This window comes from Mycobacterium sp. 2-64, assembly GCF_035918375.1.
Taxonomy (GTDB): domain Bacteria; phylum Actinomycetota; class Actinomycetes; order Mycobacteriales; family Mycobacteriaceae; genus Mycobacterium; species Mycobacterium intracellulare.
In genome coordinates, this window is record NZ_CP142361.1 from 3,114,789 (window position 1) to 3,135,064 (window position 20,276).

The window sequence follows — 20,276 nt, forward strand, 5'->3', positions numbered from 1 at the left end:
CCTTTGGTGGTCATAGGTGGCTAGTCGTCGTCGTCCAGCAGCGCCGCGTTGACCAGGTCATCGAGGTCCATGTCGGCGATGTCCTTTTCGGTGGTCGCCGGCGCCGCGGACTGCGCGTTGCCGTTGGATTCGTCGGCCAGCGCCAGTAGCAGTTCCAACACGCCGGCCTGTCGGAGCCGCTTGACCGGAATCGACCCGACGACGCGCTGGATCTCGGCTTCGCCCGGCGCCGCGCCCCCCGGGGTTTGTTCCGACGCCCCCACGAGTTCTCGGTGCATGTAGCCCGCCAGCGCCGCGGAGTTCGGATAGTCGAAGATGAGCGTGGGTGAAAGCGCCAGCCCGGTCGCGGCTTTGAGCCGGTTGCGCATCTCGACTGCGGTCAGGGAGTCGAAGCCAAGCTCCTGGAACGCCCGGTCCGGGTGGATCGCCTCCGGGCTGGAGCTGCCGAGCACGGTGGCGATGTGCGAACGCACCAAGTCCAGCAGTATCGCCTGCTGCTCGTCCTCGGGGAGCCCCTCGAGGCGTTGCAGCAGAGCGGATTTCGACTTGGCGGCGGCCAGCGAGTCGTCGACCTGGCGTCGCGTCGGCGCGTTGATCAGATCGACGAACATGGGCGGCAGCGTGCCCGAGTCGAACTTGACCCGCAGCGCCGCGAGGTCGATGTGGGCGGGCAGCATGAACGGCTCGTCGACGATGAGCGCGGTGTCCATCAGCTCCAGCGCCTGCTCCGAGGACATCGCGACGATCCCGTCCCGGCCGAACCGGGCGAGGTCGGCGGCGCCCAGCCCGCCGGTCATGGCGCTGGCCTGATCCCACAGCCCCCAGCCCAACGAGATCGCCGGCAGGCCGTGGGCGCGTCGATGCGCGGCCAACCCGTCCAGGAACGAGTTGCCGGCGGCGTAGTTGGCCTGTCCCGAGGCGCCCGCCAGGCCGGCGATCGACGAAAACATCACGAAGGCCGACACATCCAGGTCGCGGGTCAACTCGTGCAAGTTCCATGCCGCATCGACCTTGGAACGCAGCACCGCGGCCATCCGCTCGGGATTCAGCGACGTCACCACCGCGTCGTCCAAGACGCCGGCGGCATGGATCACCCCCGTCAGCGGGCGTTGCATCGGGATGTCGGCGATCACCTTGGCCAAGGCCTCGCGGTCGGCGGCATCGCAGGCCACCGCCTCCGCGTGCGCGCCGGCCGCCCTCAGCTCGGCCACGAGCTCCGCCGCCCCCGGCGCATCAAGACCGCGCCGGCTGACCAACACCACGTTCCGCGCGCCGTGGCGGGTCACGACGTGCCGCGCGACCGCCGAACCGGCCATCCCGGTGGCGCCGGTGATCAACACGGTGCCCGCCGTCCACGCGTCCGGCATCGTCATGACGACCTTTCCGACGTGGCGGGCCTGGCTCAGATAGCGCAGCGCGGCGGGCGCACGGCGCACGTCGAATCGGGTCACCGGCAGCGGCCTCAGCACGTCTTCGGCGAACATGGCGGCCAGCTCGTCGAGCATCTGGGCGATGCGGTCCGGTCCGGCTTCGAAGAGATCGAAGGCGCGGTAACGCACCCCGGAGTGGTCGCGCGCGACGACCTCGGGGTCGCGGATGTCGGTCTTGCCCATCTCCAGGAACACCCCGCCCGGCGCGACCAGCCGCAGGGAGGCGTCCACGAATTCGCCGGACAGCGAGTCGAGCACGATATCCATCCCGGCCGTGCCGGTCCTGCCGGTGACCGCGCGGAACTTGTCCTCGAACTCAAGGCTGCGCGAATCGCCGATGTGGTCGTCGTCAAACCCCATGGCCCGCAGCGTGTCCCACTTGCCACGGCTTGCCGTCGCGAACACTTCCAGCCCGATCTGGCGGGCCAGCTGGACCGCGGCCATACCCACCCCGCCGGCGGCGGCGTGCACCAGCACCCGCTGACCGGGCTTCGCGGCGGCCAGATCCACCAGGGCGTAGCGCGCCGTGGCGAACACCACCGAAGCAGTCGCCGCGGCGGTGTGTGACCATCCCGCCGGCACCTTGACAAGCAGTCGCTCGTCGGTTTTGGCGATCGTTCCGGTGCCGTCCGGGAACAGCCCCATGACGCGGTCGCCGACCTCGAAACGCCCGTCCTGCGAGGCGGTTTCGGTGATCACGCCGGCGGCCTCGATGCCCATGATCGCGTCCGGGTCGGGATAGAGGCCCAACGCGATCATCACGTCACGGAAGTTGGCGGCGATGGCCGACAGCGCCACCCGCACCTGCCCAGGTCCCAGCGGCGCGTCGGCGTCCGGAATCCGCTCTATCCGCAGATTCTCGATCGTGCCGTAGCTGCTCATGCCCAACCGCCACGGGCCCTGCTCGGGCGGCGTCAGCAGGCCGCCGACCGCGCGGCTGCCGAGCACCCGCGCGGTGTAGACCATCCCGTTGCGCCGCAACGCCTGCGGCTCGCCGACCGCCAACAAGGCGGCGATCGCGTCGGGATCCAGCGGCGCGTCCGTGTCGACGAGCACGATGCGGCCGGGGTGTTCGGTCTGCGCCGACCGCACCAGGCCCCACACCGCCGCACCGGCCAAATCGGTGACGTCCTCCCCGGGCAACGTCATCGCGCCCCGGGTCGCCACCACCAGCGTCCCGGTGACGTCGCGGGACAACCAGGTCTGCAGCACCGGCAGCACCGCTCGCGTCGCCGAGTACACCTCGGTGATCACGTCGCCCGACACCGGCTCCGATTCGAACAGCACTACGGATTGTCCGGCCTCGCCGCTGTCGGATTCCACGGATTCCGGTGCACCCCAAGCGCTTACCGGCACCGGCTGCACCGTCGATGCCGGCTGAGCGGACCAGATCAGCTCGAAGAGCCGGTCCGGTCCCGAGTTAGACACCGCGGCCAGGAGCTGCTGATCGGTCACCGGACGGGCCACCATCGATGCCACCGAGAGCACCGGCAGTCCCAGCCCATCGGCCAGTTCGATCGATACCGCCGAGGCGCCCACGGGCATGATCCGGGCGCGCACCGCCGCCGCCCCCGCGGCGTGCAACGACACCTGCTGCCAGGAGAACGGCACCAGGATCGAACCCGGGGCGAGCTCGTCACTCTCGGACGACAAGATGACCGCGTGCAGCGCCGCGTCCAGCAGCACCGGGTGGACCCCGAACCCGCTCACCGACACCCCGGCGTCGGACGGCAGGGTCACTTCGGCGAAGATTTCGTCGCCACGGCGCCACATCGAGGTCAGGCCACGGAACGCGGGCCCGTACCCGTAACCACGCTCGGCCAGTTGCTCGTACCCGTCGCCGACCTCCACCGGGACCGCACCCACGGGCGGCCACGCGGACAGGTCCGCGCCCGGCTCCACCGACCCCGCGCGCAGCACGCCTTCGGCGTGCAACGACCAGCCCGAGCCCGCTTCGGCCCGTGAGAACACCGACACCGCGCGCGCACCCGAGTCGTCCGGGCCACCGACCACGACCTGAACCGCGACCGAGCCGCCGGCCGGGAGCACCAGCGGCGCGGCCAGATTCAACTCGTCGAGGATTCCGCAGCCCACCTCGTCGCCGGCGCGGATGGCCAACTCGACGAATCCCGCACCCGGGAACAGCACGACACCGCCGACGGCATGATCGGCCAGCCAGCCTTGCGTACCCGGCGACAACCGACCGGTCAACACCACCCCACCCGACGCCGGCAGTTCGACCACCGCGCCCAGCAGGGCGTGTTCGCCGGGGGCCAGGCCCAGGCCCGCGGCATCGGCGGGGGCGTCGTCGCGCGAGAGCCAAAAGCGCCGCCGGTCAAAGGCATACGTGGGCAATTCGACGAGATTCGCCGTGCCGATGGCGCCGCGCCAGTCCACCGGCATGCCGGCGACGAACCCGTGCGCGACGGCGTTGACCAGGGCCGTCGGCTCCGGCCGGTCCTTGCGGAGCGCGGACATCGTCGTCACCGGGTTGTCGGCCAACGTTTCCTCGATCGACGCCGTCAGACCGCTGCTCGGCCCGACTTCGAGGAATCGGTTTGCGCCGGCCGCATGGACGAATCGGACGCTGTCGGCGAATCGCACCGCCTCGCGGACGTGCCGCTTCCAGTACGCCGCGGTTCCGAAGTCATCGGCGGCCAGCCCGCCGGTCACGTTGGACACGATCGGGATGGTCGGCTTGCCGATGGTCAGTCCCGCCGCCACGGTGCCGAATTCGTCGATCATGGCGTCCATCAACGGGGAGTGGAACGCGTGCGAGACGGCGAGTTGATGGACGCGGCGGCCGTCGGCGCGGAGCTGGTCCGCGATCTTGGTCACCGCGCCTTGCGTTCCCGAAATCACCACGGAGGCAGGCCCGTTGACGGCCGCGATGCCCACGCTGTCTTGTTCGGAGGGCACGAGCAGCGGCCGCACCTCGTCTTCGGTGGCCTGCACGGCGACCATCGCCCCGCCCGAAGGCAGCGCCTGCATGAATCGGCCGCGGGCGGCGACGAGGACGGCGGCGTTCTTCAGCGACAGGACGCCGGCGGCGTGGGCGGCGGCCAGCTCGCCGATCGAGTGGCCCATCACGAAGTCGGGGTGTATGCCCCAGGATTCGAGCAGCCGGAACAGCGCGACTTCCACCGCGAACAGCGCCGGCTGCGCGAATTCGGTGGTGTTCAGCAGGCTTTCGTCGCTGCCCCAGATGACGTCGCGCAGGGGGCGCAGCAGGTGCTGGTCCAGTTCGGCCAGGACGGCGTCGAAGGCCTCGGCGAACATCGGGTACGCGTCGTGCAATCCCCTACCCATGCCGAGTAGTTGGGAGCCCTGACCGGGGAAGACGAACACGGTCTTGCCGCCGGGCGCCGCCGTCCCGCGAATGATTGATTGGGCCAGTTCGTCTGCGGCCAGCTCGTCCAGCCCGGCCAGCAGGCGGTCACGGTCGTCGGCGACGATGACGGCCCGCTGTTCGAAGGTCGACCGGCCCGCCAGCGTCCAGCCCACATCGACGGCGTCCAGATCCGGGTGGGCGCGCAGATGGGTCGCCAGCCGGGCGGCCTGAGACCTCAACGCCGACGGCGATTTCGCCGACACCACCCACGGGAGGACCGGCACCTCGGGGCGCTCGGTGACCTGAACGGTTTCGGCGGGTGCGGCCTCGATGATCACGTGGGCGTTGGTGCCGCTGATGCCGAACGACGACACCCCGGCCCGCCGCGGACGATCCGCACTCCAGGGCTGGGCCTCGGTGAGCAACGACACCGCACCCGCCGACCAGTCGACATGCGGGCTGGGCTCATCGACATGCAGTGTCGCGGGCAGCGTTTCATGGCGCATGGCCTGCACCATCTTGATCACACCCGCCACACCCGCGGCGGCCTGCGTGTGACCCATGTTCGACTTGATCGACCCCAGCCACAACGGCCCGCCCGAACCACGGTCCTGCCCATAAGTCGCCAACAACGCCTGCGCCTCGATCGGATCACCCAGCGTGGTCCCAGTGCCGTGCCCTTCCACGACGTCGACCTCCGACGCGGCCAGGCCCGCGTTGGCCAGCGCCGCACGCACCACCCGCTGCTGCGAAGGACCGTTGGGCGCAGTCAGCCCATTGGAGGCACCATCCTGATTGACCGCCGAGCCCCGCACCACCGCCAACACCGGATGCCCCAACCGCTGCGCATCCGACAGCCGCTCCACCACGAGCATGCCGCCGCCTTCGGAGAATCCGGTGCCGTCGGCCGCGCCGGCGTACGCCTTGCACCGGCCGTCGACGGCCAACCCGCGCATGCGGCTGAACTCGACGAAGATATCGGGCGTCGCGTTGACCGTGACGCCGCCGGCCAGCGCCAGATCGCACTCCCCCGAACGCAGCGACTGCACCGCCATGTGCAAGGCCACCAACGACGACGAGCACGCCGTGTCCACCGACACCGCCGGACCCTCCAGCCCCAGCACATACGACACCCGCCCCGAGGCCACACTCGAGGACTGACCGGTCAGCCGGAAGCCTTCCGCGGTGGGCGCGGCGTCGATGCCGTAGCCCTGCGTGTACACGCCGGCGAACATGCCGGTGGCGCTGCCACGCAGCGCGCCGGGTTCAATTCCTGCCCGCTCCAAGGCTTCCCAGGAGAGCTCGAGGAACATGCGTTGCTGCGGATCCATCGCCAGGGCCTCACTCGGCGCGATGCCGAAGAAGGCCGGATCGAAATCCGCGACACCGTCGACGAAACCGCCGGTCCGGGTGTAGCAGGTGCCCGGGACGTCGGGATCCGGGTTGTACACGCCGGCCAGATCCCAACCGCGATCGGTCGGGAAATCGGAGAGGACGTCGCGGCGCTCGGTGAGCATCTGCCACAGATCCTCGGGGGAATTCACCCCGCCGGGATAGCGGCACGCCATGCCGACGATCACGATCGGATCGTCCTCGGTGGCGCGCGCGACCGGGGCGTGCTTGATCTCCTGCGGGGCCCCGGCGAGTTCGGTGCGGATGTAGCCGGCCAGGCCGTTGGGTGTCGGGTAGTCGAAGATCAGCGTGGGCGAAAGCGCCAGTCCCGTCGCGGTTTTGAGCCGGTTGCGCATTTCGACCGCGGTCAGCGAGTCAAAGCCCAACTCCTGGAACGCCTTGTCCGGGTCGATCGCCTCGGCGGAGGTGTTGCCCAGCACGGTGGCGATGTGGGAGCGCACCAGGTCCAGCAGCACGGCGTGCTGCTCGGCCTCGGACAGGCCGTCGAGGCGATGCGCCAGAGCCGATTTGGACTTCGCGGCCGCGAGCGAGTCGTCGACCCGGCGCCGCGTGGGCGCGTTGACCAGGTCGGCGAACATCGGCGGCACCGCGACCGCGTGGGCGCGCAGCGCGCCGAGATCGATGCGGGCGGGCGCCAGGAAGGGTTCGTCGACGATCAATGCCGTGTCGAACAGTTCCATGGCCTCGTCCGAGGACAGCGCGAGGATCCCGTCGCGGCCCAGCCGGGCGAGGTCGGCGGCGTCGAGCCCGCCGGTCATGGCGCTGGCCTGGTCCCACAAGCCCCAGCCCAGCGAGATCGCCGGCAGCCCGTGCGCGCGCCGATGCGCCGCCAGCGCGTCGAGGAACGAGTTCGCGGCGCCGTAGTTGCCCTGGCCCGACGAGCCCACCAGCCCGGCCATCGAGGAAAACATCACGAACGCCGACAGATTCAGGTCGCGGGTCAGTTCATGCAAATTCCAGGCCGCGTCGATCTTGGCCCGCAGCACCGCGTCGATCCGCTCGGGTGTCAGCGAGGTGAGCATCGCGTCGTCGAGCACGCCGGCCGCGTGGATCACGCCGGACAGGGGCCGAGTCGCCGAGAGTTCGGTGATCACCGCGGCCAGCGCCGTCCGGTCGGCCGCGTCGCAGGCGATCACTCGCGCCCGGGCGCCGGCCGCTTCCAGCTCGGCGATCAGCTCGGCGGCTCCCGGCGCGTCCGGTCCGCGCCGGCTCAGCAGCGCCAGGTCCTCGACGCCGTGGTGCGCCACCAGGTGACGCGCCAGCGTCGATCCCGCCATGCCGGTCCCGCCAGTGATCAGCACGGTGCCCGAGGCCAGGCCGGCACCCGGTCCGGTAGGCACAGTCATGACGACCTTGCCGATGTGGCGGGCCTGGCTCAGGTACCGCAAGGCCGCGCGACCGCGCCGCACGTCAAAGGTGGTCACCGGCAACGGTTCCAGGACCCCGGCGTCGAACAGACCGGCGAGCTCGATCATCCACTGATGCATGCGAGGACGTCCGGGCTCGAACAGGTCGAAGGCGCGGTAGCGGACGCCCGGGTATTCCTGGGCCACCGCGCCCGGGTCGCGGATGTCGGTCTTGCCCATTTCCAGGAACATGCCACCCGGGGCGACCAGGCGCAGGGAGGCGTCGACGAATTCGCCGGCCAGCGAGTCCAGCACCACGTCCATGCCGGCCCCGCCGGTGACCGAGCGGAACTTGTCCTCGAACTCGAGGCTGCGGGAGTCCGAGATGTGGTCGTCGTCGAAGCCCATGGCCCGCAACGTGTCCCATTTGCCGCGGCTCGCGGTGGCGAACACCTCCAGGCCGAGGTGCCGGGCGAGCTGGACGGCGGCCATCCCGACCCCACCCGCGGCGGCGTGCACCAACACCCGCTGCCCGGGCTGGACCTCGGCCAGGTGGATGAACGCCATGTAGGCGGTGGTGAAAACCGCTGAGATGCCGGCGGCTTCGGCGTAGGACCAGTCGGCCGGCTTGCGCTGCAGCAGACGGACGTCGCCGGGCACCAGGGTGCCGCTGCCGTCGGGGAAGAAGCCGTACACCGAATCGCCGACCTCGAATTCGGTGACTCCCGGTCCGACCTCGACCACGACTCCGGCGCCTTCGCCGCCGAGCAGGGCCTCGTGGGTGAACATGCCCAGGGTGATCATGACGTCGCGGAAGTTGGTGGCGATCGCGCGCAGGGCCACCCGAACCTGACCCGGCTCCAGCGGAGCGTCGGCGTTGGGAACCGGCTCGAGTTGCAGGTTTTCGAAGGTGCCCGCGCTGCTGATGCCCAGCCGCCAGGGGCCGTTCTCCGGGGGTGTCATGATGCCGTCGACCGCACGGCTGCCGCGCACCCGTGCGGTGTGGGCCCTGCCGTCGCGCAGCAGCACCTGCGGCTCGCCGACGGCGAGAGCGGTCGCTATCGCGCTATCGTCCAGCGCGGCATCGGAATCCACCAGCACGATCCGGCCGGGATGCTCGGTCTGCGCCGACCGGACCAGCCCCCACACCGCCGCGCCGGCCAGGTCGGGGACGTCCTCTCCCGCCAGTCCCATCGCGCCGCGCGTCGCGACGACCAGCACCCCGGAGTCGTGCTCGGACAGCCACGACCGCACCGCGGCCAGGGCCTCATGCGTGCGACGATACGATCCCGTGACCGGGTCTTCCTCGGCCGCAAGGGATTCGAAGACTTCGTGCGGGGGCGTCTCGCCCGCGCCGGCGGTCGCCGGCGACCACTCCAGCTCGAAGAGCCGGTCGGGACCCGAGGCCGACACCGCCGCGCGCAGCTGCCGCTCGCTCACCGAGCGCGCCACCATCGCGCGCACCGACAGCACCGGCAATCCGAGGCCGTCGGCGAGTTCGATCGACACCGCACTGGCCGCGGCCGGCGCGATGCGTGCGCGCACCGCCGACGCGCCCGCGGCGTGCAGCGATACGCCCTGCCAGGAGAACGGCAACACCACTTCGTCGGTGTGGTCGGCCATTTGGTGCCCGATGACCAGCGCGTGCATGGCCGCGTCGAGCAGCGCCGGGTGCACGCCGAACCCATTGACGCTCCCGGCGGCGTCGGGCAGCCGCACCTCGGCGAAGATCTCGTCGCCGCGCACCCAGGCCGCGGTCAGGCCCTGGAACGCCGGGCCGTAACCGTAACCGCGGGCGGCCAATTGCTCGTAACCGTCGGCCGGGTCGACCGCGACGGCGCCCGCCGGCGGCCAGGCCGACAGGTCCGCGCCCGGCTCGACCGAGCCGGTGCTCAGTGTTCCCTCGGCGTGGCATACCCAGCCCGAACCGGTGTCCGGCCGCGAGAAGATCGACACGACGCGCTGACCGGTTTCCGCGGCCGGACCGACCACGACCTGTACGGCCACCGATCCCGCTCCGGAGCCCTTGGCGGGCAACATCAGTGGCGCCTGCAGGGTCAGTTCGTCGACCGTCGAACACCCGACTTCGTCGCCCGCGCGGATCGCCAATTCCACAAAGCCGGCGCCGGGGAACACGACCGCACCGGACACGGCGTGGTCGGTCAGCCAGCCCTGCAGGCTGGGCGAGAGGCGGCCCGTCAGCACGACCCCGCCCGAGGACGGCAGTTCGACCACTGCGCTCAGCAGCGGGTGCTCGCTGGCTCCCAGGCCCAGGCCGGTGGCGTCGGCCGCGGCTCCTTCGCCGGACAGCCAAAACCGCCGGCGGTCAAAGGCATACGTGGGCAGCTCGACGAAGCCGGCCCCGTCCAGCACACCACGCCAACCCACGCTCACTCCCGCGACGAACGCGGTGGCAGCGGACGTCAGGAATCGGTCGAGCCCGCCGTCGTCGCGGCCCAGGGTCGGAATGACCTTGGCTTCGGAGGCCTCGGCGTCGCGGCCGGCATGGTGGTTGGCGGTGTCCTCGATGCCCGCGACCAGGGCCGGGTGCGGGCTGGATTCGATGAACGTCCGGTATCCGTGCTCGCTCGCGCTCCGCACGGCCTGGTCGAACTGCACGGTCTGCCGGATGTTGCGATACCAGTAGTCGGCGTCCAAACCCGCTGTGTCCAGGCGGTTTCCGGTCACGGTGGAAAAGAACGCGATGCGCGAGGAACGCGGCTCGATGCCGGACAGCGCCTGGGCGAGGTCGTCGCGGATCGCCTCGACCTCCACCGAGTGCGAGGCGTAGTCCACGTCGATGCGCCGGGTCCGCAGTTCGAGGTCGGCGCAGAACCCGACGAGTTCGTCGAGCGCGGCCACGTCGCCCGACACCACGACCGCCGACCGGCCGTTGACGGCGGCGATGCTGACCCGACTACCATAGGGCGCCAACAACTCCCGGGCCCGCTCGGTGCTGCAGGCGATCGACAGCATGCCCCCCGGGCCGGCCAGCGAGCGCAGCAGCTTGCTGCGCAGCGTGACCACCCGGGCGGCGTCTCGCAACGACAGGGCTCCGGCGACGTAGGCCGCGGCGATTTCCCCTTGCGAGTGGCCGATCACCGCGTCCGGGCTCACTCCGACCGATTTCCACAGTTCGGCCAGCGACACCATCACCGCGAAGAGCACCGGCTGCACCACGTCGACGCGATCCATTCCCGGTGCGCCGGGTGCGCCGCGCAGCACGTCGATCAGCGACCAGTCGACGAATTCGGCGAACGCCTCTTCGCACGCCTGGATCTGTTGTGCGAATACCGGTGCGGTATCGAGCAATTCGATGCCCATGCCCAGCCATTGGGAGCCCTGTCCGGGGAAGACGAACACGGTCTTGCCCGCCGGCGTCGCGATGCCCCGCAGGACGGTCCCGGTCGGGTCATCGTTGGCCAGCTCGTCCAGCCCGGCCAGCAACCGGTCCCGATCGTCGGCCACCACGACGGCCCGATGCTCGAACGTCGCGCGACCGGCCAGCGTCCATCCCACGTCCGCGACGTCCAATTCTTGGTGGGCACGCAGGTATTCGGCCAGCCGCGCCGCCTGGGCCGCCAGCGCCCTGGCCGATTTCGCCGACAACGCCCACGGCACCGCGGGCACCGTGGGGCGCTCGGTGACCTCAACGGTTTCGGCGGGTGCGGCCTCGATGATCACGTGGGCGTTGGTGCCGCTGATGCCAAACGACGACACCCCCGCCCGCCGCGGACGATCCGCACCCCAGGGCTGGGCCTCGGTCAGCAACGACACCGCACCCGCCGACCAGTCGACATGCGGGCTGGGCTCATCGACATGCAGTGTCGCGGGCAGCGTTTCATGGCGCATGGCCTGCACCATCTTGATCACACCCGCCACACCCGCGGCGGCCTGCGTGTGACCCATGTTCGACTTGATCGACCCCAACCACAACGGCCCGCTAGTACCCCGATCCTGCCCGTACGTGGCCAACAACGCCTGCGCCTCGATCGGATCACCCAGCGTGGTCCCAGTGCCGTGCCCTTCCACGACGTCGATCTCCGACGCGGCCAGGCCCGCGTTGGCCAGCGCCGCACGCACCACCCGCTGCTGCGAGGGACCATTGGGCGCAGTCAACCCATTGGAGGCACCATCCTGATTGACCGCCGAACCCCGCACCACCGCCAACACCGGATGCCCCAACCGCTGCGCATCCGACAGCCGCTCGACGACCAGGATCGCCCCGCCCTCAGACCAGCCGACGCCGTCGGCCGCGCCGGCGTACGCCTTGCATCGCCCGTCGGGTGCTAGTCCCCGGTGCCGGCTGAATTCGACAAAGACCGTCGGCGTGGCGTTGACGGTCGCGCCGCCGGCCAGCGCCAGATCGCACTCCCCCGAACGCAGCGACTGCACCGCCATGTGCAAGGCCACCAACGACGACGAGCACGCCGTGTCCACCGACACCGCCGGACCCTCCAGCCCCAGCACATACGACACCCGCCCCGAGGCCACACTCGAGGTCATGCCGGTCAGCCGGTAACCCTCGATCTCCTCGGCGAGCATGCCGTAGCCCTGCACGATGAGCCCCGCGAACACCCCGGTGGCGCTGCCACGCAGGCCACTGGGGTCAATCCCGGCCCGCTCCAACGCTTCCCAGGACAGCTCCAGCAACATCCGGTGCTGGGGATCCATCGCCAGGGCTTCACTGGGCGCGATGCCGAAGAAGGCCGGATCGAAATCCGCGACACCGTCGACGAAACCGCCGGCGTTCACATAGCACTTGTGGCGGGCGTCGGGATCGGGGTCGTACAGCGCCCCGAGGTCCCATCCTCGGTCGGCGGGAAACTCCGAGATCACGTCGCGGCCGTCGGCCACCATTTGCCACAGCGACTCGGGGCTGTCGACGCCGCCGGGAAAGCGGCAGGACATGCCGACGATCGCGATCGGCTCGCTTGACCGCTCCAGTAGCGCGCGATTGGTGCGCTTCAGGCGTTCAACCTGGACCAGCGCTTTCCGCAGCGCCTCGGTCGCATGCTGGAGTTGGTCCACCATCACTAAACCTCGCCCTAACCCTCACCTAATGTCTGGCCGTCTTGTCCCGCCGGCTGCGGTTGTCGCCGATTCACGGGATTCGCTGCACGAGGCGACGCCGTGTTTCGTTCGACCAGCGTCGTGCAGCTTTCCGACCCAAGAATGTTGCTGGTGAGTATGGCCAACTCCGACTGGATTTCAAAACGTCCGCTGCTCCCGATTGCTACAGGAGGACCGGCTTGGACAGGTGCGGCGCCCGCTCAGGCGAGGTGCGCCGCGCCCAGCCCGGTGAACTCGATGGACCACGGCCCGCTGCAGACGTGGCCCGTGGTCCATGGCGAGACTGTACCCGTCTAGCCATAGTCGGTGGTCAGGCGCAGTGTCAGACACCCGCTCGGCGCCAGCCGTCGGCGGCGCGGGCCGCGTGGATCAGCGCGTCGCATAACTGGCGCAGTTCGGTGGCCTCGGCGCCTTCCTCGAGGGCGGTGGCGACATCCTCTGCGGCGCACCGCACCTGGTAGACGCGGTCGGAGAGGTCGGCCGCGTCGTCGGCCGACAGCACCACCGCGTCGTCGGGCACCGCCGCAGCGCCGTGCCGGTTCAACGAGGCACGTTGCTCGTAGGCCCGCTGCCGGCACGACTGCCGGCAGTACTGGCGGCGGCGGCCCATCCCCACGTCGGCGACGTCTCGACCGCACCAGCGGCAGGGCTGCGGGTGGGTACGGCGACTCACGCCTGCCGACTTTAGTCGGGGATCTCCTGCGATCCCGGTATCATTGAAGGTCGCGTCGCGTACGCCGGCTGTACGCCGGGAACTGCGCAGATCGCCACAGCGTTGCTAATCGAGAGAGAATTGCACCACAGGGGGCCGCAGGGCTCCGAAACGACTTAAAGGAGTAGCACCCATGGCTGATCGCGTACTGAGAGGCAGTCGCCTCGGAGCCGTGAGCTACGAGACCGACCGCAACCATGACCTGGCGCCGCGCCAGCTCGCGAAGTACCGCACCGAGAACGGCGAGGAGTTCGAGGTCCCCTTCGCCGACGACGCCGAAATCCCCGGCACCTGGCTGTGCCGCAACGGGCTGGAAGGCACCCTGATCGAGGGCGACCTGCCCGAGCCCAAGAAGGTGAAGCCGCCGCGCACGCACTGGGACATGCTGCTGGAGCGCCGCTCGGTCGAAGAACTCGAAGAGCTGCTCAAGGAGCGCCTCGAGATCATCAAGACCCGTCGACGGGGCTGACCGCGCGGTTTAGCTGCGGTTGTCCGCCCTGGTAGCCCGCGCGCCCGACCGGCGGCCCTGAATGCCCCATCGGGTCACTTTGACCAGGGCTTCGCGGATGTTGGATCCGCTCATCTTGGACACGCCGAGCTCGCGTTCGGTGAACGTGATGGGCGCCTCGACGATGGTGAACCCGTTGCAGATGGTCCGCCACGTCAGGTCGATCTGGAAGCAGTAGCCCTTGGAGTCGACGCCGTCGAGGTCGATCGCCTCGAGGACCTCGCGCCGGTAGGCGCGGTAGCCGGCGGTGATGTCGTGCACCCCGATGCCCAGCGCCAGCCGCGCGTAGGTGTTGGCGGTCCAGGACAGCGCCCACCGCCGCCAGGGCCAGTTGCGCACCGTCCCGCCGTCGACGTAGCGCGAGCCGATGGCCAGATCGGCGCCGCCGTCGACCGCGTCCAGCAGGCGGTGCAGCTGTTCGGGGGCGTGGCTGCCGTCGGCATCCATTTCGACGAGCACCGAGTAGTCACGGCTCAGTCCCCAGGCGAAGCCCGCCAGGTACGCCGCGCCCAGGCCGTCCTTGGCGGTGCGGTGCATGACGTGCGTGCGACCGGCGTCGGCCGCGGCCAGTTCCTCGGCCAGCTGGCCGGTGCCGTCGGGGCTGCTGTCGTCCACGATGAGCAGGTGCACGTGCGGGCACGCGTCCTTGAGCCGCCGGTGGATCACCGGCAGGTTCTCCAGCTCGTTGTAGGTCGGGATGATCACCAAGACGCGCTGGCTGGGACGATTGCCCGGGGCGTGGGGCGCCGGCTGGCCGGTGGTCATGTAGCTCCTCTGTGTCGCCCGAATTGAAAGCAAGTCGGCCGTCCCCGGGTGGGACGGAGTGTCGTCACCCGCCGTTGTCTGCCGGCGTGCGATCCCCGCCCTCGTCGGGCGCGGTGTCTGAGTCGTGCTCGTCGGGCGGGGATGTGCCCGGGGTCGCACCGGCCGTTTTGGAAGGACGTGCCGATCGACCCGAGGACCTGGTCCTGAGACGACTCGGACGCGGGAACCATCCATTGTGCCGTATCCCTGCCAAAATGACCGCCCCGGCCGCTGCCGCCATGATCCACTGCAACAGCGGCGCCCAGCGGGTTGCCGGCGTCAACTTGGTCTTGAGGCGCACCGGCATGTCCAGGTAGGCGGGCTGGAAGAAGTCGGTACGCGCCAACTCGCCGCCGTCGGGGGCGATCACGGCGCTGATCCCCGTCGTGCCCGCGACCACCACGTATCGGTCGTGTTCGACGGCCCTGACCTTGGCGAACGCCAGCTGCTGTTCGCTCATCGTCTTGTTGAAGGTGGCGTTGTTGGCCGGCACCGTCAGCAGCTGGGCGCCGCCCAGGACCGCGTGCCGCGGGACGCGGTCGAAGATCACTTCCCAGCACGTCGCGACCCCGACGGGGACCCCCGCCATGTGCACGACGTCACTGCCCGGCCGGGGCACCATGCTCCCGGCGCGGCCGGCGTACCCGGACAGATGCTTGAACAGCCAGGGCATCGGCAGGTACTCGCCGAACGGCTGGACGATTTCCTTGTCGTGGCGTTCGGCCGGGCCGGTGGCCGGGTTCCACACGATCATCGTGTTCGTGTAGTGCGGATCCTCCGGGGGGCGTCCGGGGACTTCGAGCACGCTGCCGATCAGGATCGGGGCGCCGATCGCGGCCGCGGCCTGCGATATCTCCAGCGCGGCGTCCGGGTTCACCAGCGGGTCGATGTCGGATGAGTCCTCCGGCCAGATCACGAATTGCGGTTGCGGCGCGGCCCCGGCGCGCACGTCGTCGGCCAGCGCCAGCGTCTCGCGGACATGGTTGTCCAGCACCGCCCGTCGCTGCTCGTTGAACTCGAAACCCAGCCGCGGCACATTGCCTTGCACCGCGGCGACGGTCACGGACGGCTCGCCTCCCGAGCCGGTGCCGGCGTGCCGCACCTGCGGCCAGACCATGGCCGACGCGAACAGCACCAGGCAGATGCAGACGCCGGGCAGCACCACCGCGGGCGGCGGCGGCTCGGTTTCCGCTCCCTCGGCCGCGCCGCGCACCGGGTGGCCCGCGCGCCACCACTTCACGATCTCCCGCGCGATGGCGGTCGCGCTGAAACCCACCAGCATGATGGCCATGGACAGCAGCGCGACGCCGCCGAGCTGAACCAGCGGCAGGAACGGTCCGTGCGTCTGGCCGAACGCCACGGAGCCCCAGGGGAAGCCGCCGAACGGGAAGACCGACTTCAGCCATTCCTGTGCGGCCCACAGCAGCGCGAACCAGATGGGCCAGGCGGGCAGCCGGCGCACGACGACGGCGCACAGACCGAAGGCGGCGGGAAACAGCGCCGACACGGCCGACAGGGCGACCCACGGCACGGAACCGACCAGGAGCCCGACCCACGGCAACAGCGGCAGGTAGAAGGCCAGGCCGAACAGGAACGCGTAGCCCAGCCCGCCCGCCGGCGTCGTCGCGGGATCGGTCAGCACCCACGCCAGCAGCGCCGCGGCAATCACGGCAGCCCACCACCAGTTCAGAGTCGGGAAGCTGGCGCACAGCAGCAGGCCGCCCACCACGGCGCAGATCAGCCGGGTCAGCCGGGGCAGCAGTGCGGCCTGGGCGGCGGGCAGCCTCGCGATCACCGCGGTCACCAGCCCGGTCGCCGCCCGGCGGGCCACGGTCCCCAGTCGGTCGGTCAGCCGCGCGCGCTCGCGGGGCCGTTTCGGGTGCGCGTCGGCGGGCTCGTCGTCGCGCTCGGATTCGGCGTCGTCGCTGATCGGGTCGGGCCGTTCCTCCACCGGGTCGGCGGCGGCGGTTTGGTCCGGTTCGTCTTGGTCCGGGGGCTCCTCACCGCCCGACCAGTGCCTAGCCATGGATGACAGCGCCCCGATGCACGGTTCGCCGGCACCGCGGCAGGGCGTCGTCCGGGCCCAGGCGCGGCAACGCGGGCACGCGGGACCGCGGGTCGGTCGACCACCGCTGCACGGTGTCGCGCGGGGCGTGCACCTCCAGCGCCCCGGCATCCCAGATGGCGTACGACGCCGGCGCACCCGGCGTCAGGGTGCCCGCCTTGCCGTCGCGGTCACCGGCCGCGCGCCAGCCACCGCGGGTGGCCGCAGCAAACGCGGCCCGCGCCGAGACGGCGCTGCCCGCGGTGCGATGGTTGACGGCCGCGCGCACGCTCATCCACGGGTCGAAAGCCGTCACCGGGGCGTCGGAACCTAGCGCGAGGGGCACGCCTTGGGATGCTAACAGCGCAAACGGGTTGAGCCGACTGCCCCGCTCGGCGCCGAGCCGGCGCGCGTACATGCCGTCGGCGCCGCCCCAAAGGGCGTCGAAATTGGGCTGCACGCTGGCGACGACGCCCCAGTGACCCAGTTTGGTGGCCTGCTCGGCGTCGATCATCTCGACGTGCTCGAGGCGGTGCCCGCAACGCGCGACGGCGACCGGCCCGAGGTCCGCGGCGACCCGCTCGAAGGCGTCCACGACGGTGGCGACGGCGGCGTCCCCGATGACGTGGAACCCGGCGGTGATCTCGGCCTCGGTGCACGCCCGCACGTGGGCCTCCACGGCGTCGGCGTCCAGGTAGCAGGTGCCCGCGCGGTCCGGCGCGTCGGCGTAGGGCTCGTGCAGCCAGGCGGTGCGCGACCCGATCGCGCCGTCGACGAACAGGTCACCGGCCAGGCCGCGCGCCCCGGTCGCGGCCATCAGCTCGCGGGCCTGCGCCGGGGTGCGCACCGCCTCGCCCCAGTAGCCGATCACCTCGACACCGTGCTCGAGAGACCGCAGCTGCAACCAGTCGTCGATCCCGCCGATCTGGGGACCGGCGCACTCGTGCACCGCGACGATGCCAGCCGCCGCGGCGGCCTCGAGCGCCGCGGCGCGGGCATCGGCGAGCTGCTCGGGGGTCAGCAGGGCGCGGGCGGCGGCGCGCACCAGATGGTGCGCGTCGCCGGCAAGGGGCCGCTGCTCACTGAAGCCGGGCGCCGAAGGAAGTTCCGCGACGAGGCGTCGCAGGCCCGTCGAGGCCGCCGCGGAGTGCACGTCCACGCGTGCCAGGTAGGCGGGTCGGTCGCCGAGAACGGCGTCGAGGTCGCTGGTGCCGGGCGGGGTGTTGTCCGGCCACGAGGTTTCATCCCACCCGTGCCCCCATACCGGTTGGCCGGGGTGGGCGGCGGCGTAGTCGGCGACCATCTGAATGCATTGCGCGCGCGAGCCGGCCCGGCGCAGGTCCAGCCCGCTCAGTGTCAGGCCGGTCGCGGTCAGGTGAATGTGGCTGTCGACGAATCCCGGCGCCACGAAACCGCCGTCGACGTCTTCGACGTCGGCATCGGGGAACATGCTGCGCCCCACCTCGTCGCTGCCCAGCCAGGCGATGACGCCGCCGCGGACCGCCATCGCGGTCGCGTCGGGGTGCGAGGGGCTGTGCACCCGGCCGTTGACGAGCAGAGTCACCGGGCTATCAAGGGGACCATCAGTCACGTGCCGTGACGATGCAGGCCGTGAAACGGCCTGAGGAGGAAGGGGACCATCGGTCACGTGCCGTGACGATGCAGGCCGTGAAACGGCCTGAGGAGGAAGGGGACCATCGGTCACGTGCCGTGACGATGCAGGCCGTGAAACGGCCTGAGGAGGAAGGGGACCATCAGCCACAGCCCAAAGCTACGTGCAAAGGCAACTGTGGTCGGCCCCGCCGGCTCAGCGCCCGTCGAAGCGCTGGGTTCGCACCGGTTCGACGTCCTTGACGTCGATGACCTCGCCGTCGATGTAGTCGCCCTGGCCGCGGACGTCATCCGGGTAAGGACCGGCCGGATAGGGATCGGCGCGGAAGGTGGTGGCGTAACTGATTCCGGGCACCCGGCGCCGCAGCGTGCGCACCGCCATGGCGCCCAGCCCGGGGCCGGCGGCCGACCGCACCGGCGGAATGAGCAGCAACAGGCCCAGCGCCGTGCTGACTAGCCCGGGCATGAGGACGAGCAGCGCGGCCAAACTGACCACCGCGCCGTCGCCGGCCGCGTCGCGTGAGCCGGCCGGCCCGGAGCGCAGTCTCCCGATTCGACGGATGAGGTGGGACCCTGCCATCGGAGCGACGATGCCCCACCCGAGCAGGAACGTCGCCAACAGCATCAGCAGGGTCCAACCCCATCCGATCGTCGACACCAGCGCGAAGATCACCGCCAGTTCGACGACGGCATAGACGAGCAACAGCCGCGACACCATGTCAGGCCAACGTCCGCGGACCGCGTTGGAGTTCCCGTGGTGCTCGTCCTCGCGATTGCAGTTAGATGACGCTATGACGACGATTCAGATCGATACCCCCGACGGACCGATCGATGCGTTATTGAGCACGCCGTCGGGACAGGGCCCGTGGCCGGGCGTGGTGGTGATCCACGATGCGTTCGGTTACGGCCGGGACAAGCAGTCGGCCAACGACCGCATCGCCCGGGCGGGATATCTGGCTCTCACCCCGAACATGTATGCCCGCGGTGGCCGGATCCGTTGCATCTCGCGGGTCATGAAGGAATTGCAGACGCAGCGCGGCCGGGCCCTCACCGACATCCTGGCCGCGCGCGATCACCTGAAAGCCATGCCGGAATGTTCCGGTCAGGTGGGCATCGCCGGTTTCTGCATGGGCGGCCAGTTCGCACTTGTCATGTCGCCCAAGGGTTTTGGTGCCGCCGCGCCCTTCTACAGCACTCCCCTGCCCCGCAACCTCGACAAGACGCTCGATGGGGCGTGCCCGATCGTGGCCAGCTTGGGCGGTCGTGACCCATTGGGACGGGGCGCGCCCGAGAAGCTGCGCAAGACGATCGCCGACAAGAACATCACCGCCGATGTGAAGGTCTACCCCGGCGCCGGGCACAGCTTCGCCAACGAACTTCCCGCCCAGGGTCTGCTTCGTATCACCGGCTTCGGCTACAACGAGGACGCCACCGAGGACGCCTGGCGCCGCGTGTTCGCGTTCTTCGGCGAACACCTGGCGGCCGGCGCGACGGCCTAGCGTTCACGCCACTTTCAGCTCGAGCCCCACATTGTTTTCCATGCCGCCGCGCAACTTGCTGAAGAAGTTGAACACCTTGCCCACGATGCCGTAGCGCTTGCCGATCGCGTCGTAGACCGCGGCGGTGTGCGACTTGTCGAGGATGACGGCGGTCCCCTCGACGGCCTCACTGGTGGGGCGGCCGTTCATCGTGCAGGTGGCCAGCGTGACACGCGGGGTGTTGCGGATGCGCTTGACCTTCCACGACTGTTCCTGGGTGATGACCAGGAGCCGGCCTTGATCGGCGGCGGCCCAGATCGGCGTCGGCTTGGGCCTGCCGTCCTTGGTGAACGTGGTCAACAGGATGTATTGCGCCTTGGCGAGATCGGCGAACGTCGGTGTCACGGTGCCAACCTACCGCTCGTGGCAATTCGACGTTGACATCCTTGCCGCCGACGACAACTTTCACCAGCACTGCGACCTCGGCCGTGCCGGCCTCCCCGAAGGGGTCGCCGCCATCACCGCC

Annotated in this window: 7 protein-coding genes and 1 pseudogene; 2 read left to right on the forward strand and 6 right to left on the reverse strand. The window is 70.3% G+C overall.

The annotated features are described in order from the left end of the window. Nucleotides 1-20: 20 nt before the first annotated feature. Complete coding sequence (locus QGN31_RS14755) at nt 21-12,554, reverse strand: type I polyketide synthase (RefSeq protein ID WP_043955717.1); 12,534 nt, start codon at nt 12,552-12,554, stop codon at nt 21-23. Nucleotides 12,555-12,915: 361 nt separating this feature from the next. Further along, the gene (locus QGN31_RS14760) at nt 12,916-13,266 is read right to left on the reverse strand and encodes a hypothetical protein (protein ID WP_026071594.1); all 351 of its coding nucleotides are present in this window, start codon (nt 13,264-13,266) and stop codon (nt 12,916-12,918) included. A 172-nt stretch (nt 13,267-13,438) separates the two neighbouring features. Here QGN31_RS14760 and QGN31_RS14765 point away from each other — a divergent pair, with 172 nt between their 5' ends. After that, the gene (locus QGN31_RS14765; RefSeq protein ID WP_007770897.1) at nt 13,439-13,774 is read left to right on the forward strand and encodes an RNA polymerase-binding protein RbpA; all 336 of its coding nucleotides are present in this window, start codon (nt 13,439-13,441) and stop codon (nt 13,772-13,774) included. Between the two features lie 9 nt (nt 13,775-13,783). Here the strand turns inward: QGN31_RS14765 and lnt are convergent. From lnt to QGN31_RS14780, 3 genes and pseudogenes are all read right to left on the reverse strand, one after another. Beyond that, nucleotides 13,784-16,643, reverse strand: a pseudogene (lnt, locus tag QGN31_RS14770) (apolipoprotein N-acyltransferase). After that, entirely contained in the window at nt 16,636-18,168 is a 1,533-nt protein-coding gene (locus tag QGN31_RS14775) for an amidohydrolase (RefSeq protein ID WP_085978373.1), read from the reverse strand. Before QGN31_RS14775 ends, lnt begins: the two are co-directional and overlap by 8 nt. 300 nt (nt 18,169-18,468) lie before the next feature. Next, the gene (locus QGN31_RS14780) at nt 18,469-18,990 is read right to left on the reverse strand and encodes an FxsA family protein (RefSeq protein ID WP_008256375.1); all 522 of its coding nucleotides are present in this window, start codon (nt 18,988-18,990) and stop codon (nt 18,469-18,471) included. A 73-nt stretch (nt 18,991-19,063) separates the two neighbouring features. Here QGN31_RS14780 and QGN31_RS14785 point away from each other — a divergent pair, with 73 nt between their 5' ends. Continuing rightward, the gene (locus QGN31_RS14785) at nt 19,064-19,771 is read left to right on the forward strand and encodes a dienelactone hydrolase family protein (RefSeq protein WP_008256373.1); all 708 of its coding nucleotides are present in this window, start codon (nt 19,064-19,066) and stop codon (nt 19,769-19,771) included. A 3-nt stretch (nt 19,772-19,774) separates the two neighbouring features. On the opposite strand, the gene QGN31_RS14790 is transcribed toward QGN31_RS14785, so the two are convergent. Then, entirely contained in the window at nt 19,775-20,155 is a 381-nt protein-coding gene (locus QGN31_RS14790) for a PPOX class F420-dependent oxidoreductase (RefSeq protein WP_008256371.1), read from the reverse strand. Between the last annotated feature and the right edge of the window lie 121 nt (nt 20,156-20,276).